The sequence below is a fragment of the Actinoallomurus sp. CA-150999 genome (genome assembly GCF_050942425.1).
GTDB lineage: Bacteria > Actinomycetota > Actinomycetes > Streptosporangiales > Streptosporangiaceae > Actinoallomurus.
This window is the reverse complement of the sequence record NZ_CP192063.1, coordinates 4342692-4358056: the sequence shown is the minus strand read 5'-3', so window position 1 is coordinate 4358056 and position 15365 is coordinate 4342692. Positions and strand designations below refer to the sequence as shown.

General features: G+C 70.5%; 16 protein-coding genes. 13 read left to right on the top strand and 3 right to left on the bottom strand.

The features are described from left to right. Positions 1-64 precede the first annotated feature (64 nt). From ACQP2O_RS20435 to hypE, 9 genes are all read left to right on the top strand, one after another. The gene (locus ACQP2O_RS20435) at positions 65-556 is read left to right on the top strand and encodes a flavin reductase family protein (RefSeq protein WP_433187348.1); all 492 of its coding nucleotides are present in this window, start codon (positions 65-67) and stop codon (positions 554-556) included. A 267-nt stretch (positions 557-823) separates the two neighbouring features. Next, positions 824-2377, top strand: a complete 1554-nt coding sequence (locus tag ACQP2O_RS20430; protein WP_433187345.1) for an alpha-L-arabinofuranosidase B — start codon at positions 824-826, stop codon at positions 2375-2377. Positions 2378-2516: 139 nt separating this feature from the next. Beyond that, positions 2517-3581, top strand: a complete 1065-nt coding sequence (locus ACQP2O_RS20425; protein ID WP_433187342.1) for a hypothetical protein — start codon at positions 2517-2519, stop codon at positions 3579-3581. A 9-nt stretch (positions 3582-3590) separates the two neighbouring features. Continuing rightward, positions 3591-4754, top strand: a complete 1164-nt coding sequence (locus tag ACQP2O_RS20420) for a toxic anion resistance protein (RefSeq protein WP_433187339.1) — start codon at positions 3591-3593, stop codon at positions 4752-4754. Beyond that, positions 4751-6364 carry a VWA domain-containing protein gene (locus ACQP2O_RS20415; protein ID WP_433187336.1) on the top strand — a complete coding sequence of 538 codons (1614 nt, stop codon included), beginning with the start codon at positions 4751-4753 and terminating at the stop codon, positions 6362-6364. The genes ACQP2O_RS20420 and ACQP2O_RS20415 overlap by 4 nt, the downstream gene beginning before the upstream one ends. Continuing rightward, complete coding sequence (locus ACQP2O_RS20410) at positions 6351-6980, top strand: hypothetical protein (protein WP_433187333.1); 630 nt, start codon at positions 6351-6353, stop codon at positions 6978-6980. The genes ACQP2O_RS20415 and ACQP2O_RS20410 overlap by 14 nt, the downstream gene beginning before the upstream one ends. A 132-nt stretch (positions 6981-7112) precedes the next feature. Continuing rightward, the gene (locus tag ACQP2O_RS20405) at positions 7113-7382 is read left to right on the top strand and encodes a HypC/HybG/HupF family hydrogenase formation chaperone (RefSeq protein ID WP_433187330.1); all 270 of its coding nucleotides are present in this window, start codon (positions 7113-7115) and stop codon (positions 7380-7382) included. Between the two features lie 11 nt (positions 7383-7393). After that, the gene (gene hypD, locus ACQP2O_RS20400; protein WP_433187327.1) at positions 7394-8521 is read left to right on the top strand and encodes a hydrogenase formation protein HypD; all 1128 of its coding nucleotides are present in this window, start codon (positions 7394-7396) and stop codon (positions 8519-8521) included. A 25-nt stretch (positions 8522-8546) separates the two neighbouring features. Beyond that, complete coding sequence (gene hypE, locus ACQP2O_RS20395; protein WP_433187324.1) at positions 8547-9713, top strand: hydrogenase expression/formation protein HypE; 1167 nt, start codon at positions 8547-8549, stop codon at positions 9711-9713. On the opposite strand, the gene ACQP2O_RS20390 is transcribed toward hypE, so the two are convergent. The 3 genes from ACQP2O_RS20390 to ACQP2O_RS20380 form a co-directional block, all read right to left on the bottom strand. Continuing rightward, positions 9710-10369 carry a D-sedoheptulose-7-phosphate isomerase gene (locus ACQP2O_RS20390; protein ID WP_433187322.1) on the bottom strand — a complete coding sequence of 220 codons (660 nt, stop codon included), beginning with the start codon at positions 10367-10369 and terminating at the stop codon, positions 9710-9712. The genes hypE and ACQP2O_RS20390 overlap by 4 nt on opposite strands. Positions 10370-10431: 62 nt before the next feature. After that, positions 10432-11043 carry a D-sedoheptulose-7-phosphate isomerase gene (locus tag ACQP2O_RS20385; RefSeq protein WP_433187319.1) on the bottom strand — a complete coding sequence of 204 codons (612 nt, stop codon included), beginning with the start codon at positions 11041-11043 and terminating at the stop codon, positions 10432-10434. Further along, the gene (locus ACQP2O_RS20380; RefSeq protein ID WP_433187316.1) at positions 11040-11465 is read right to left on the bottom strand and encodes a PadR family transcriptional regulator; all 426 of its coding nucleotides are present in this window, start codon (positions 11463-11465) and stop codon (positions 11040-11042) included. The genes ACQP2O_RS20385 and ACQP2O_RS20380 overlap by 4 nt, the downstream gene beginning before the upstream one ends. 306 nt (positions 11466-11771) lie before the next feature. Between ACQP2O_RS20380 and ACQP2O_RS20375 the strand changes: the two genes are divergently transcribed. Genes ACQP2O_RS20375 through ACQP2O_RS20360 form a run of 4 tightly spaced genes read left to right on the top strand, consistent with a single transcriptional unit; the run spans position 11772 to position 15343 of the window. Then, positions 11772-13214 carry a hypothetical protein gene (locus tag ACQP2O_RS20375; protein WP_433187313.1) on the top strand — a complete coding sequence of 481 codons (1443 nt, stop codon included), beginning with the start codon at positions 11772-11774 and terminating at the stop codon, positions 13212-13214. Then, positions 13211-13828 carry a hydrogenase maturation protease gene (locus ACQP2O_RS20370; RefSeq protein WP_433187310.1) on the top strand — a complete coding sequence of 206 codons (618 nt, stop codon included), beginning with the start codon at positions 13211-13213 and terminating at the stop codon, positions 13826-13828. Before ACQP2O_RS20375 ends, ACQP2O_RS20370 begins: the two co-directional genes overlap by 4 nt. Beyond that, a complete protein-coding gene (locus tag ACQP2O_RS20365; protein ID WP_433187308.1) occupies positions 13821-14279 on the top strand; it encodes a hydrogenase maturation nickel metallochaperone HypA in 459 nt (152 codons plus the stop codon). The genes ACQP2O_RS20370 and ACQP2O_RS20365 overlap by 8 nt, the downstream gene beginning before the upstream one ends. Beyond that, positions 14276-15343: a hydrogenase expression protein HypE gene (locus tag ACQP2O_RS20360; RefSeq protein ID WP_433187306.1), complete on the top strand. Its 1068-nt coding sequence runs from the start codon at positions 14276-14278 to the stop codon at positions 15341-15343. The genes ACQP2O_RS20365 and ACQP2O_RS20360 overlap by 4 nt, the downstream gene beginning before the upstream one ends. Positions 15344-15365: the final 22 nt, after the last annotated feature.

Below are 15365 nucleotides of genomic sequence, written 5' to 3'. Positions count from 1 at the left end.
GGACGTGGCGGCGTCGGCCCACTTACGCGAAGGGTCATGTGCAGTGACTGAATCATCCCTTTCAATGCCGGAGGTCTGCTCGCCGAACGAGTTCCGGTCACTGATGTCGGAGTTCCCCAGCGGCGTTGCGATCGTGACGACTCTGGACGACGAACGGCGGCCGTGGGGCATGACCTGTTCCGCGCTGTGCAGCCTCACGGCGGCGCCGCCCACGCTGCTGGTGTGCCTGCGCGCGGAGAGCCCGACGCTGAACGCGATCCTGCGGCGAGGAACGTTCGCGGTCAATCTCCTGCACGGCGGCGCGCAGTCCGTCGCCGAGCTCTTCAGCTCGAGGGTGAGCGTCCCCGAACGGTTCGCGTCGGTGCAGTGGTCGGCCGGGCCCTCGGGACCGCATCTGACCGGGCACGCACACGCGATCGCCGACTGCCGGGTCACCCGCACCGCGGACGGAGGAAGCCACCTCATCCTGTTCGGAAGGGTCGGCGGCGTCACCCAGCGAAGGGGACACGCTCCCTTGCTCTACGGCAGACGGCGATACCACACCTGGCCGCAGTAGCCGGACATCTGCCGCCTTTTCACCAGGCGCCCCGGACATCGCCCGTCGGCCGGCAGACGCGGCGTTGACAGCGCGATCGAGCGGTCTGTCATTAATCGAGGAAAGGCCGTTGACAGGCCCCAACAGGCGTCTTAACGTCCATGCGACCGCTCCCGAACATTGTTCGATATATCGAACACGCACAAAAGGCGAAGTCCGGAGGAGACAAAGAGAATTGCGCAGCAGACCGCCGCTGCTCCCGGGCTGAAGCCGGATGAGAGGCTCACCATGAATGTTCTGTCACGACTTCGCCGTGCGCGAAAAGCACTGATCTCGGCGGGCGCGGCGGTCGCGCTCGCCGCCGGTCTGCAGACCGGAATCTCCACGCCGTCACAGGCCGCGGCGTCGCTGCCGTGTGACATCTACGCCTCCGGCGGCACGCCGTGCGTGGCGGCGCACAGCACGACCCGTGCCCTGTACGCCTCCTACAACGGGTCGCTGTACCAGGTGCGCCGCTCATCGGACAACACCACGCGGAACATCGGCGTGCTCAGCGCCGGTGGATACGCCAACGCCGCCGCGCAGGATTCGTTCTGCTCCGGTACGACCTGCGTCATCACCGTCATCTACGACCAGTCCGGCCGGGGTAACAACCTCACCCAGGCGCCCGGGGGCGGGGCGGCCGGCGGCCCGGACAACCTCGCGGTCGCGACCGCCGCACCCACCATGATCGGCGGCCACAAGGCCTACGGCGTCTACGTGGCTCCCGGCACCGGGTACCGCAACGACCACACCTCCGGCATCGCGACCGGAGACCAGGCACAGGGGATGTACGCGGTCTTCGACGGCACGCACTACAACGGCGGCTGCTGCTTCGACTACGGCAATGCCGAGACGAGCAACAATGACACCGGCAACGGCCACATGGAGGCCATCTACTTCGGCAACATCAAGGTCTGGGGCTACGGCGCGGGCAACGGCCCCTGGATCATGGCCGATCTGGAGAACGGCCTGTTCTCCGGCGTGAACCAGCACTACAACGCCGGCGATCCGACCATTAACCACCGGTACCTGACCGCGATCGTCAAGGGTGAGCCGAACCATTGGGCCATCCGGGGCGGCAACGCCCAGTCCGGTGGTGTGTCGACCTTCTACAGCGGCGTGCGCCCCAACGTCTCGGGCTACAACCCGATGCACAAGGAAGGCGCCATCATCCTCGGAATCGGCGGCGACAACAGCAAGAGCTCCGCCGGGACCTTCTACGAGGGCGTGATGACCTCCGGCTATCCGTCGGACGCCACCGAGAGCTCGGTACAGGCCGGCATCGTCGCCGCCGGATACTCGACGTCGAGCGGCGGCGGCGCGGGCGGATCGCTCACCCCCGGCTCGTCGATCTCGCTGCGCGCGACGACCTCCGGCTACACCGACCGCTACGTCCGGCACTTCGACGACAAGGCCATCACGTCGGTGATCAACTCGTCCAGCTCCGATCTCGACAAGAACGACGCCACCTGGATCGTGCACAGCGGCCTGGCCAGCGGCTCGTGCGTGTCGTTCGAGTCGAGGAACTACCCCGGCGACTACCTGCGGCATTCGAACTACGAGCTGTACCGGCAGCACAACGACGGCAGCTCGCTGTTCGCCTCGGACGCCACCTTCTGCCCACAGACCGGCAAGAGCGGTCAGGGCACCTCGCTCGCCTCCTACAACTACCCGGACCGGTTCATCCGCCACTATGACAACACCGTCTACGTCGCCTCCAACGGCGGATCGCACGACTTCGACAGCTCCTCGTCCTGGGCCGACGACGTGAGCTGGGTCGTCAGCCAGCCCTGGGTATAGACGCGGTCGACCCGAGCGGAGCCGTCCCCGGTCCACGGGGGCGGCTCCCCCACCGCCCGGACCCGTAACGTTCCAGCCATCCGGCGGCCATCGGCCGCTGGCCCGGCAGTCGATTGCGCGGCCGACAATGCCGTCAGACATGAGGCGGCTCATTTCCATGGCGCTGGCGGGGGTCCTCGCAGTCGGCGTCCTAATAGCGATCATCGAGGGCCGCGGATCGTCGCACGGGGCGATCACGATCCGCGGCGTCATCGGCTCGGAGAAGCAGGCGTTCTTCGACGACCCTCAGGTACAGAAGGCCTTCACCCGTAACGGACTGAAAGTCGAGGTCGACTCGGCCGGCTCGCGGCAGATAGCGACCTCCATCGACCTGAAGCGTTACGACTTCGCCTTCCCTTCCAGCGCGCCCGCGGCCGACCGGATCCAGCAGCAACGCGGGATCACCACGAAGTACACCCCCTTCAGCTCCCCGATGGTCATCGCGACGTTCCAGCCGATCGCGGAGCTGCTGGCCCGGGAGGGCGTCGCCCGGCACGGCGCCACGTGGACCTTCGACATGTCGCGGTACCTCCGGCTGGTCGCCCGGAAGGTGCGCTGGGACCAGCTGAAGAACAACACCGCCTATCCGGTGCGCAAGAACATCCTGGTCTCCACGACCGACCCCCGCAGTTCCAACTCTGCGGCCATGTACCTGGCCATCGCCTCGTACGTCGCCAACGGGAACGCGGTCGTACGCGGGGAGGCGGCGGAGAAGAAGGTGCTGCCCTTGCTGTCCGGGCTCTTCCTCGACCAGGGGTACACCGAGAACACGACCGAGGGTCCCTTCGAGGACTATCTGTCCCTCGGAATGGGCAAGACGCCTCTGGTCTGCGCGTACGAGGCCCAGTTCGTCGACGCCGGCGTACGGGGGCGGCTGCGGCCAGGCATGGTGCTGATGTACCCGTCGCCGACCGTGCAGTCCACGCACACGCTGGTGCCGCTCGACCCGAAAGGCGACCGCGTCGGCCGGCTGCTGACCAGCGCCCCCGAGCTGCAGCGGCTCGCGGCCCAGCACGGATTCCGTACCGCGGACCCCGCGCGATTCACCAAGCTCGCCGCCGACCACCGGCTCCCGGTCGCGCCCGACCTGATCGACGTGGTCGACATCCCCTCTTACGACACTCTCGAGCACCTGCTCGCGGGTGTCGCCAAGTCGTACGGCTAAGGAGCCTCAATGGCAGATGAGGATCTCATCCTCACGCCCCCTGAACCCGTCGCCGCCGTCCCGGCGGATCGCGCGGAGACACTGATCCCTCTCGAGGACGCGAAACGCGAGGAGCTGACGCGCCGGGCGCGGACGTACGTGGAGGATCTCGCGGCGCTCGATCCGCGCAGCCCGGAGTTCGTCACCAAGATCGGCCAGGTGGCCGCTCTCGGTGACGGGGAGATCCGGTCGTCGGCCCAGGCCGCGAACAGGATGCTCGGCCGTTCGGTGGCGGCTCTCGCCGGGGCCAAGGGCGAGTCGGCGGACGCGCAGCAACGGGTGGCCAAGGGCCTGGTGGAGCTGCGGCGCACGGTCGAGGATCTCGATCCCAAGGACGTCGGCAAGGTCACCGGCCGGCGGCTGCTGTCGAAGCTGCCGTTCGGCAAGTCCCTCCGCGACTTCGTCTCCCGCTATCAGTCGGCGAACGTCAACATCAACAAGATCGTCACCGTGCTGCGGTCCGGGCAGGACGAGCTGCGCCGTGACAACGCCGCCATCCAGAACGAACGCGCCGCGCTGTGGGCCACGATGGGCAAGCTCCAGGAGTACGCGGTGCTCGCCCAGGCACTCGACGAGGCCGTCGAACAGAAGATCATGGAGACGGCGGACGAGGAGAACGCGAACGCGCTGCGCGCCGACGTGCTGTTCCCCGTACGCCAGAAACGGCAGGACCTCCTCACCCAGCTCGCCGTCTGTGCCCAGGGCTACCTCGCGCTGGACACCGTGCGCCGCAACAACGACGAGCTGGTCAGGGGCGTGGACCGGGCCGCGTCGACCACGGTGTCCGCGCTGCGGATCGCGGTGACCATCGCGGCCGCGCTGTCCAACCAGAAGCTCGTCATCGAGCAGGTGAACGCCCTGCGGTCCACCACCGAGGACATCATCCGTACCAACGCCGAGATGCTCGCCGGGCAGAGCGGCGAGATCCAGCGGATCGCCGCCGACCCGGCCGTCGGCGTGCAGACCCTGCGGACGTCGTTCGAGCAGATCTATCGCACGATCGACGCGATCGACTCGTTCAAGGTGCAGGCCGTCACCAACATGCAGTCCACGGTCGACGCGCTCGGCGCGGAGCTGAACCGGGCGTCCGAGTACCTGACCCGCGCCCACCAGCGGAACGAGCTCGAATCATGACCCGAGCCCGCCCGCGGGCGCGGCACGTCTTCGCGCGACTCGCCGCCGCCGGGATCCTGGCGGTCGCCGCGGGCTGCACCGGCGGTGCCCCGGCCGACGCGAAGAAGCCCGGCACACTGCGGATCCTCGCCGGCAGCGAGCTGTCCGACCTGGCGCCGATCCTCCGCGAGGCCACGAAGGCCACCGGAGTCAGCGTCAAGCTCGACTACGCCGGCACCCTCGACGGCGTCCAGCAGGTGCTCGGTGGCACGGCGGGCGGGCGGCACGACGCGATCTGGTTCTCCTCCAACCGCTACCTGACGCTGCGCCCGGACGGCCAGTCCCGGCTCGGCCCCTCCGTGAAGATCATGTCGTCCCCCGTGGTCCTCGGCCTGCGCGCCTCGACCGCACACCGCCTCGGCTGGGATCGCACCCGGCCGAGCTGGGCCGCGATCGCGGCCGCCGCGTCGGCCGGGAAATTCACCTACGGCATGACCGATCCCGCGTCGTCGAACTCCGGGTTCTCCGCGCTCGTCGGCGTCGCCGCCGCGCTGTCGGGCACCGGCGCGGCACTGGACGGACCCACCATCGACCGGGTCGCACCTCAGCTGAAGGGCTTCTTCACCGCCCAGCGGCTCACCGCGGGATCCTCCGGCTGGCTGTCGGACACGTACGCGCGCGACCCGTCTCGCGTCGACGGCCTGGTCAACTACGAGTCCGTGCTCCTCGGCCTGAACGCCGCACGACGGCTCCCCGAGCCGCTCACCGTCGTCTACCCGAGCGACGGCGTGGTCACCGCGGACTACCCGCTCACGCTGCTGTCCTCGGCGTCCAGCGGCGCCGGGGACGCCTTCCGCAGGCTGACCGGCTACCTGCGGCGCGCCGACGTCCAGCGCAAGATCATGACGCAGACCCACCGGCGGCCGGCCGACCCGGACGTACGGCCCGGCGCCGAGTTCGCGGCCCAGCCGCCCGAGCTGCCCTTTCCCGCGCGAGCGGACGCCGTCGACGCGCTCATCGACGCCTTTTTCAACCGGCTCCGCCGGCCGGCTCGCACGGTCTACGTGCTCGACGTCTCCGGCTCCATGGAAGGCGCGCGGCTGGCGTCCCTGAAGACCGCGCTGACGGCGCTGACCGGCGCGGACTCCACGCTCGCCGGGCGCTTCCAGCGGTTCCACGACCGTGAGGAGGTGACGCTGCTGCCCTTCAGCACCCGGCCCGGATCCCCTGCGACGTACGTGCTGCCCCCGAGCCGGCCCGAGGCGGAACTCGCGCGGATCCGCGGGTTCGCCCAGAGCCTGACCGCCGGAGGCGCCACCGCGATCTACGACAGCCTGGAGCAGGCGTTCTCGGTGGCCGTGCGGCCGGCGGGAGGCGAAGCCGACCGGTTCACGTCGATCGTGCTGATGTCGGACGGTGAGAGCAACAAGGGCGCCTCCGCCGACTCCTTCCGCGCCTGGTACGCGGGACAGCCTCCGCAGCTGAAGCGGATCCCGGTCTTCACGGTCCTGTTCGGGGAGTCGGCGATCGGTCAGATGACCACGCTCGCGCAGCTCACGCAGGGCAGGACGTTCGACGCCCGGACACAGTCGCTGTCCGTGGTGTTCAAGGAGATCCGTGGCTATCAGTGACCGGGTCGTCCGCTACCTCGGGTCGACCAAGAACCTCGTCGGCTCGGCGGCCGGCCTGGCCGGGCTGGGCCTGTACTTCGCGGGCCTCGCGGGGCCGTACTGGCCGCTCGTCGTGGCCGGCCTGTACGGCGTGGGGGCGCTGGCCGCACCACCACAGAGGGTGAACCTCATCGTCGACGACACCGCGGCCGAGACCGGCCGGCTGCGCGGCGACCTCGACGAACTGGTCGCCCGGGTCCACGGCCATCGCGTGCCCGCGCAGGCCCTGGAGCGCCTCGACATCATCGCGTCCATGCTCCGCGACGTCCTGCTCCGATCCGACGTGCTGAACGGTTCACCCGACCTGCTGTACGAGGTGTCCCGCGCGATCCGGACCGACCTCCCGACCAGCTTCGAGACCTACCTCAACCTGCCCCGCTGGTACGCCGCCCGCCGGATCGGCCACGGAACGGCGGGCGAGGAGCTCATCACCCAGCTCGACCTGATCACGGCGTCCGTGACGAAGACCGCCGAGAACGTCTACGACGCCGACACGCGGCGGATGCGCGACCACACTCGCTACCTGCGCGACCGCGAGCCGGACGACGACCTCGGAGCTCCGCCGGCGGCGGGCTGACCGGCGGCGGGCCTTCTTCGTCGCCCGCCTTCACCGCGGCCGTCCTTTTCCGGGAGATGACGGCGCCCATGGCGATTCCCGGAAGACCAGGGGTAGGTACCCCTCAGCGATCAAGCCCTGAGGAGTACGCGGATGTGCCTGGGGATCCCTGGAGAACTGGTCGGGTTCTGTGACGACCCTCCGGACCTGGCGACCGTCGACGTGAGCGGGGTCCGGCGCCGGGTCAACATCGGGCTGCTCGCGGGGCAGAGCCTGCAGCAGGGCGACTGGGTCCTCGTGCACGTCGGCTTCGCCCTGTCCAAGATCTCCGAGTCGGAGGCTCAGGCCGTCCTGGACTTCCTCGAGGACATGGGCCAGGCGTACGACGACGAGGTCACCGCGCTTCGGGAGTCGAACCTGTAGGAGGGGCCGGGATGCGCTTCGTCGATGAGTACCGGGACGCGGGGAAGGCGCGGGTGCTGGCCTCGCGGATCGCCGCGCTGTGCGAACCCGGGCGGCGGTACCGGTTCATGGAAGTGTGCGGCGGGCACACGCACACGATCTACAAGCACGGCATCGAGGACCACCTGCCCGAGGCGATCGAACTCGTCCACGGGCCGGGCTGTCCGGTCTGCGTCATTCCGATGGGCCGGGTCGACGACGCGATCGCGATCGCCGGGCAGCCGGATGTGATCATGACCTCGTTCGGTGACATGATGCGCGTCCCCGGCGGCCGGGGGTCGTTCTTCGACGCCAAGGCCGCAGGGGCGGACATCCGGATGGTGTACTCGCCGCTGGACGCCCTGAAGATCGCGCGCGCCAACCCGGATCGGCGCGTGGTGTTCATGGGGATCGGGTTCGAGACGACGGCGCCGTCCACCGCGATGACCGTGCTGCGCGCCGCGGCGGACGGCGTCGACAACTTCTCGGTGTTCTGCAACCACGTGATGATCATTCCGGCGATCAAGGCGATCCTCGACTCCCCCGATCTGCGCCTCGACGGATTCCTGGGACCCGGTCACGTCTCCACGGTGATCGGCTGCGGGCCGTACGAGTTCATCGCCCGCGACTATGGGAGACCGCTCGTCTGCGCCGGGTTCGAACCGCTGGACGTCCTGGCATCGGTGCACATGCTGCTGCGCCAGCTCGCCGAGGGCCGCACCGAGGTGGAGAACCAGTACGCGCGAGTCGTGCCGTGGGAGGGCAACCGTACGGCGCTTCGCGTCATCGGCGAGGTGATGGAGCCCCGTCCGTACTTCGAGTGGCGCGGCCTGGGGTTCATCTCGCATTCCGCGCTCCGGATGAGGGACGCGTACGCGCGCTTCGACGCCGAGCGGGTCTTCGAACTGCCGGGCGTCCGGGTCGCCGATCCGAAGGCGTGCCAGTGCGGAGAGGTCCTCAAGGGCGTGCTGAAGCCCTGGGAGTGCAAGGTCTTCGGGACCGCGTGCACGCCGGAGACGCCCATCGGCACGTGCATGGTCTCCGCCGAGGGCGCCTGCGCGGCGTACTACAACTTCGGCCGGTTCAGCCGGGAGCGCACCCGGGAGGCGAGCGGCACGTGAGCACGGCACAGGAGGCGACTGGAACGTGAGCGAGGCACGGGAGCACGCCGTCTGGGCGGAGCGGGCCGTCCGTGAGGCCGCGGCGGAGCACATCCTCGCCGCACCGCCTACGGCGGGTGAACCGGATCGGGAGCGGCGGGTTCTGGACCGCATCGAGCAGGTACGGCGCCGCAGGCCCCGGCTCAGAGAAGAGCGCATCACGCTCGCGCACGGCGCGGGCGGCAAGGCGACGCGCACACTGATCGACGCGGTGTTCCTGGAGGCGTTCCGCAATCCGCTGCTCGAGGCGATGGAGGACGGCGCGACCGTCACCGTGGACGGCGCGCGGCTGGTCTTCACCACCGACTCCTTCGTGGTCTCCCCGCTGTTCTTTCCCGGGGGCGACATCGGCGATCTCGCGGTGAACGGCACGGTCAATGACCTGGCCGTGTGCGGCGCGCGGCCGCTGTTCCTGTCCGCGGGGTTCGTTCTCGAAGAGGGCTTTCCCGTCGACGAGCTGCGGCGCGTCACCGGTTCGATGGCCCGGGCCGCCGCCTGCGCCGGCGTGCGGATCGTCACCGGCGACACGAAGGTCGTGCAGCGTGGGAAGGCCGACGGCTGTTACGTCACGACGGCCGGCATCGGCGTGCTCGGCCATGACCTGAACCTGTCCGCGGGCAGCGCGCGCCCCGGTGACGCGGTGCTGGTGTCGGGGCCGATCGGCGATCACGGCGTCACCGTGATGCTCGCGCGCGGCGAACTCGACATCGACGCGGATCTGACGTCCGACACGGCGCCCCTGCACGAGCTGTGCGCGGCACTCCTGGAGGCGGCGCCCGGCACCCGGGTGCTCCGGGACGCGACGCGCGGCGGTGTCGCGACGGTCCTGAACGAGGTGGCCGCCGCGTCCGAGGTCGCGATCGTCGTCGACGAGACGGCCGTGCCGATCCGCCCGGAGGTCGCCGGCGCCGGCGAACTGCTCGGCATCGACCCCCTCTATGTCGCCTGTGAGGGCCGCATGGTCGCGGTCGTGGACGGCGCCGACGCCGACGCCGCGCTCGCCGCCCTGCGCGCGCATCCTCTGGGCGTCGACGCGGCGCTGATCGGGAGGGTCGCCGCGGATCCCGCGGGTCTGGTGCTGCTCAACACGGCGTTCGGCGGAACGCGAATCGTCGACCTCCTCGTCGGCGACCCGCTTCCGCGCATCTGCTAACCGTTCAGCTCCTGCTGGATGAGTTCCCACAGGACCTGGTACGTGGTCGTCTGAGCCTCCTGGATCCGGTGCACCGAGGAGGAGGGCACGACCAACAGGTGGTCGACCGCACCGCACTCGGCCATCCGGCCGCCGTCGTACCCGGCGAAGCCCACGGTCACCATGCCGAGCCGTCGCGCCTCCTCCAGCGCGTGGACGATGTCGGCCGATCCGCCGCTCGTCGACAGCCCGACCGCGATGTCACCGGTCCGGCCCAGGGCCGCCAGTTGTCTCGCGAAGATCACTTCGAAGGCGACGTCATTGCCGAGCGCGGTGAGCACCGCGACGTCGCTCGTGAGCGCCAGCGCCGGCAGCGGACAGGCTCCGGGCCCCGGGTTGGTGAACAGCTCGACGATCGCGTGCCCGTCGGTGCTGCTCCCCCCGTTGCCGAACGCGAACAGCCGTCCGCCCTGCCCGAATGACCGGGCGAGCGCCCTCGCGCACGCCGCGATCCGAGCGGCGTTCCGCCGGCACATCTCCGCTCGCAGCGCGACGATCTCGTGCGCCTTCTCGACCGTGGACCGGGTCACCTCCGCGAGCACCGTGTCGAAGTCCGCACCGACGTCGTACAGCGCCGGATAGAGCGACCGCAGGTCGTCGGACGCGGCGCTGCTCATCCCTACTCCCAAGCCACTACTTTCGGCGTGGCGGGCCGGGGCGGGGTCCGGCGGGCGCCCGCTCATCGGCCCGGCTCCGGTTCGAGGACCCCCGGTTGCTCGAGGAAGACGTGCACGAGCTCCCAGAGGACGTGGTACGCGGTGACGTTGATCTCCTTGACGATGCGCGGATCGTCCGCGCGGATCACGAGCGTGTGGTCGATCGGCGGGGCGCCTGCGATCGGCCCGCCGTCGCCGCCGACGAGCGCGACCGTGAGCAGGCCCATCTCATGGGCGGCCGCCAGGCCCCGCCGGACGTTCTCGCACCGTCCGTCCGCCGACAGCCCGACGGCGATGTCGGCGGGCGCCCCCATCAGGCGGACGCCGGCCGCGTAGGTCTCCTCGAATCCCGCCCTGCGCGTGACGCCGGTGAGGGCGTTCGGGTCGGCGGCGAGGGACAGCGCCGGCAACGCGCGTTTGCCGACGATGACGGGATGGACGAACTCCACCGCGATATGCGCCGCGTCGGTGGCCTGTGCCCCGTTGCCGAAGACGATCATCTTGCCGCCCCGGTGGAACCGTACGGCCATGGCGTGGCAGACCCGGGCGACGCGCTCCGCTTCCGCCGCGAGGGCCTCCGCCGGTTCCGTACGGCGGCCGAACGCCGCGGTGACCGAATCCTCCGAGATCGTCATCGCCCCTGTCCTCCGGGTCCGGCCGGCGCGGAGACCGACGCGTGACGGACCAGGTAGTAGTCGAGAAGCGCGCGGGTCTCGGCCAGGACGCCGGCCCAGGTGCCCAAGAGCGCTTCGCCGCGCTCGGTGAGGTAGTAGGTGCGCCGTCGCGGGCCCGCCTCCGAGGCCTCCCACTTCGAGCACAGCATCCCCTCGCGTTCGAGGGAGCGGAGCCTGCGGTAGAGGTGCCCCGGGTCTCCCTCCGCGATGCCGAAGGGTTTGAGCCGTTCGAGCAGCTCGTAGCCGTGCGCGGGCCGCTCCCGCAGGAGCAGGAGCAGGCAGCACTGCAGGAAGTTCCGAGGTTCGCCGGCGGGCCGGGTCGCGACACGGTCGGCGTGCGCGGCGCGGGCCGTCGACCTCAGGTCCCGGTCGGCCGTTGCCATGTCCCTCCCCCTGCGGATCGACGCGATCGATACGGAAAGTGATCCCGCATCACCGGGAGTACCCACATGATCGCCGTCGCATCCACGCACGACTCCTCGTTTCCTTCCCGCCTCGCAGGGCGCGGACATGCGCGCGCCCCCGGCGACTACCTGACGAGACCACATAGAGGGAGGGATCACTTACCGTGCGTGGCGCTCGTGCCTTATACCGGTTAACGCCGCTTTTCCGCGGTGTGAGGGACCGCCTGCCGGACCTTCGCCGGTCGATGGTCGGCGTCCGCGCCGTCGGAGAAGGGAGCAGCGATCATGACAGCTGAGCCGGTCACCGCCGGCGCCGCCTTCGATCGCGTTCTCGCGGTCGCCGACGCGATCCTCTACGAGGGCTATCTGCTGTACCCCTATCGGCGCTCGTCGGCGAAGAACCGGATTCGCTGGCAGTTCGGCGTGCTGACCCCACGGGCCTGGACCGAGGCGCGGGGGGTGGACGACGAGGGGGTGGCCGGGTCCGCCGAAGGATGGTGGCAGCAGACCGAGTGCCTGCTCGAGGCGAGCGATGAGTCCGCCGTCTGGTGTCGTGTCCGGTTCCTGCAGCTCCGGAGCAGGTCGGTGGAAGAACGAAGCCCGGAGGGCGGCCATCGCGCGGTCGACCGCCTTCGGATCGGCTCCCGGCTCGAGCTCGCCTTCGACGAGGCGATCCCCCGGGACTTCGATGCGCGGATCGTCATCGGCGATGCGCTGAACGGCGAACGGCGGTTCGCCCTTTCAGCTCCCGGTGGCCAGGACGTCGAGGCGCTCACGGATGACGCCGGCCGCCCGGTGGGACGGACGGTGTCGCGGTCGTGGCCGGTGGACGCGTCGGTGACGGTCTCCGCGGCCCGCTGCCCCACGGCACCCCGGCTCGTCCGGCTGCGCGTGCGCGTCGAGAACGCCGACCGTACGACCCCGCCGGACGCTCCCCGGGGCGAGGCGCTGCGGCGATCGCTGATCGCCGCGCACACCATGGCGGCCGCGCGCGAGGCGTCGTTCGTCTCGCTGCTCGACCCGCCGGGCTGGGCCGAGGCGGAGGCCCGTGCCTGTTCGAACGTACGGACCTTCCCCGTGCTCGCCGGGCCGCCCGGCGAGCGGGACCTCCTGCTGTCGTCACCGATCCTCCTCTACGACCACCCGGCGATCGCTCCGGAGAGCCCCGGGGACCTGCACGACGGCACCGAGATCGACGAGATCCTCTCGCTGCGCACGCTGACGCTCACCGACGCCGAGAAACGCGAGGCCCGCGCGACCGATCCCCGCGCCGCCGCCATCATCGACCGGGTCGACGGGATGCCGCCGGAGGTGATGTCCCGCCTGCACGGAGCCGTCCGTTCCCTCGGCCCGGCCCCTGCGACGGCCGGCGAGGACGCCGGCAAAGGCGTAAGCGAGGACGCGTCGCCTCCGTCGCGCTGGACCCCGCCCGACGCGGCCGACCTGCCCCCCGACGCCGACGTCGTCGTCGTGGCCGGGCGGCGTGTCACCAAGGGCAGCCGGGTGCGCCTGCTGCCGCAGCGACGGGGCTCCGACCCACAGGACATGTTCCTGGCGGGCCGGACCGCCAGGGTGGAGGCCGTGCTCCTCGACGTGGACGGCTCCCGTCAGCTGGCCGTCACCCTGGAGGACGACCCCGGGGCCGAGCTCGACCGATGGTACGGGCGGTTCCGTTACTTCTCCCCCGCCGAGATCGAGCCGCTCGCCGACGCCAGGGGCCCCGAATGAGCGCGCCCGGCCGCCGGGTGCTCGTGGCGGGCATCGGCAACGTCTTCCTCGGCGATGACGGGTTCGGCGTCGAGGTCGTCGGCCGGATCGACGCGTCGGCGCTTCCCTCGACGGTGGAGGTGGCCGACTACGGGATCCGGGGCGTCCACCTGGTATACGAACTGCTCGACGGCCGCCACGACACGTTGATCATGGTCGACGCCGTTCCCCTCGACGGCCCGCCCGGGACCCTGGCCGTCCTCGAGGTCGACCCGCCGACGGGCCCGGCCTCCGCAGACCCACCGACCGGCCCGGCCTCCTCAGACTCGCCGACGGGCGCGGTCTCCACTGGTCCGCCGACCGCCGCGGTCTCCGCGCCGGAGCCGTCGCCTCCCCCGGCTCTCGACGGGCACGGCATGGATCCGGAGGCCGTCCTCGGGTTGCTCCACGCCATCGGCGGCGCCATCGACCGCGTGCTCGTCGTGGGCTGCCGGCCGGCCGTCATCGAGGAGCGGATGGGACTGTCCGAGCCGGTGCGCGCCGTGGTGGACGACGCGGTCTCGCTCGTGACGGAGCTGGCATGCGAAGAAGCGGCGAAGCCCGGAAGGGCGGAGAGGCGACCGGCCGATGCATGAGATGGGACTGTGCGACGCGATCGTCGACGCGGCCGTGCGCCGCGCCCGGGGGCGGCGGGTGACCGGCGTACGGGTGTCCGTGGCCGGTCACCCGGTCGATCCGGACGTCATCGACCAGGGTTTCCAGCTGGCCGCGGCCGGGACGGTGGCGGAAGGGGCGAGCGTCGAGCTCGTCGTCCGTCCGCCGTCGGTCCACTGCCGTGGCTGCGGCGCTCACAACGACGCAACCGATGCCCGCGTCCTCGCCGCGTGCCCGCGGTGCGGCGGCGTCGACGTCGACGCGGTGGACGCCGAGGAGGTCGTGCTGGAGTCGATCGCCTTCGAGCCGGCCGGGGCCCTGATGGACGGGACTCATCCCCACGCGCCGGACCAGCCGTCCGCACCGGCGGCTCCAGGCGCCGCGATCTACGACCGACTTCGTGACCGGCAAGAAGGGGGACCCCGGACATGAGCATCGACGAGAAGCCCACGACCCGCCAGGCCCAGACGGGCTTCGAGCACATCGACATCCTGTGGATCTCCGAGGGGATGAGTTGCGACGGCGACACGGTGGCGATGACCGCCGCGTCGCAACCGCCGATCGAGGACATCGCCCTCGGCCTCATTCCCGGACTGCCCCGGGTCACGCTGCACAACAAGGTCCTGTCACCGGCCCAGGGCGGCGAGCAGTTCCTGGCGCCGTTCCGCGCGGCGGCCGCCGGCGAGCTGGAGCCGTTCATCCTCGTCATCGAGGGGTCCGTGCCCAACCAGAACATCATCGAGGGCGACGGCTACTGGACGTCCTTCGGCAACGACCCGCAGACCGGCGAGCCGCTCACCCTGAACTGGTGGATCGACCGCCTCGCCCCGAAGGCCTGGGCGGTGGTCGCGGCCGGTACCTGCGCGACGTACGGCGGCATCCACGCGATGGCCGGCAACCCGACGGGATGCATGGGCCTCGCCGACTACCTCGGCTGGGATTTCACGTCGACCGGCGGGCTGCCGATCGTCAACGTGCCCGGATGCCCGATCCAGCCCGACAACTTCATGGAGACGCTGACCTGGGTGCTGTACCACGCCGCGGGCAGCGCTCCCCCGCCCCCGCTGGACAAGATGCTGCGCCCGCAGTGGCTGTTCGGCAAGACCGTCCACGAGGGCTGCGACCGGGCCGGCTACTACGAGCAGGCCGACTTCGCCAAGGACTACAACTCTCCCAAGTGCCAGGTGAAGGTCGGCTGCTGGGGACCGGTCGTCAACTGCGACGTGCCCAAGCGCGGCTGGATGGGCGGCATCGGCGGCTGTCCCAACGTCGGCGGCATCTGCATCGGCTGCACGATGCCCGGCTTCCCCGACAAGTTCATGCCGTTCATGGACGAGCCCCCGGGCGGATCGCTGTCCTCGGCGCTCAACAAGCCGTACGGCATGTTCATCCGCCGACTGCGCGGCTTCACCAACCAGACGGTGAACACCGAACCCAAGTGGCGCCACAACAAGCCCGAACTGACCAGCGGATACGACCCGCACTGGCGTCCGTGACCGGCCGCAGGGCGAAGGAGAC

Excerpts from the sequence above, each read along its gene's own strand:
- ACQP2O_RS20435 (WP_433187348.1), top strand. The coding sequence starts at position 65 with ATGCCGGAGGTCTGCTCGCCGAACGAGTTCCGGTCACTGATGTCGGAG.
- ACQP2O_RS20380 (WP_433187316.1), bottom strand. The coding sequence starts at position 11,465 with ATGGCAACGGCCGACCGGGACCTGAGGTCGACGGCCCGCGCCGCGCAC.
- ACQP2O_RS20365 (WP_433187308.1), top strand. The coding sequence starts at position 13,821 with ATGCATGAGATGGGACTGTGCGACGCGATCGTCGACGCGGCCGTGCGC.
- ACQP2O_RS20420 (WP_433187339.1), top strand. The coding sequence starts at position 3,591 with ATGGCAGATGAGGATCTCATCCTCACGCCCCCTGAACCCGTCGCCGCC.
- hypD (WP_433187327.1), top strand. The coding sequence starts at position 7,394 with ATGCGCTTCGTCGATGAGTACCGGGACGCGGGGAAGGCGCGGGTGCTG.
- ACQP2O_RS20360 (WP_433187306.1), top strand. The coding sequence starts at position 14,276 with ATGAGCATCGACGAGAAGCCCACGACCCGCCAGGCCCAGACGGGCTTC.
- ACQP2O_RS20405 (WP_433187330.1), top strand. The coding sequence starts at position 7,113 with ATGTGCCTGGGGATCCCTGGAGAACTGGTCGGGTTCTGTGACGACCCT.
- ACQP2O_RS20370 (WP_433187310.1), top strand. The coding sequence starts at position 13,211 with ATGAGCGCGCCCGGCCGCCGGGTGCTCGTGGCGGGCATCGGCAACGTC.
- ACQP2O_RS20375 (WP_433187313.1), top strand. The coding sequence starts at position 11,772 with ATGACAGCTGAGCCGGTCACCGCCGGCGCCGCCTTCGATCGCGTTCTC.
- ACQP2O_RS20430 (WP_433187345.1), top strand. The coding sequence starts at position 824 with ATGAATGTTCTGTCACGACTTCGCCGTGCGCGAAAAGCACTGATCTCG.
- ACQP2O_RS20385 (WP_433187319.1), bottom strand. The coding sequence starts at position 11,043 with ATGACGATCTCGGAGGATTCGGTCACCGCGGCGTTCGGCCGCCGTACG.
- ACQP2O_RS20415 (WP_433187336.1), top strand. The coding sequence starts at position 4,751 with ATGACCCGAGCCCGCCCGCGGGCGCGGCACGTCTTCGCGCGACTCGCC.
- ACQP2O_RS20390 (WP_433187322.1), bottom strand. The coding sequence starts at position 10,369 with ATGAGCAGCGCCGCGTCCGACGACCTGCGGTCGCTCTATCCGGCGCTG.
- ACQP2O_RS20425 (WP_433187342.1), top strand. The coding sequence starts at position 2,517 with ATGAGGCGGCTCATTTCCATGGCGCTGGCGGGGGTCCTCGCAGTCGGC.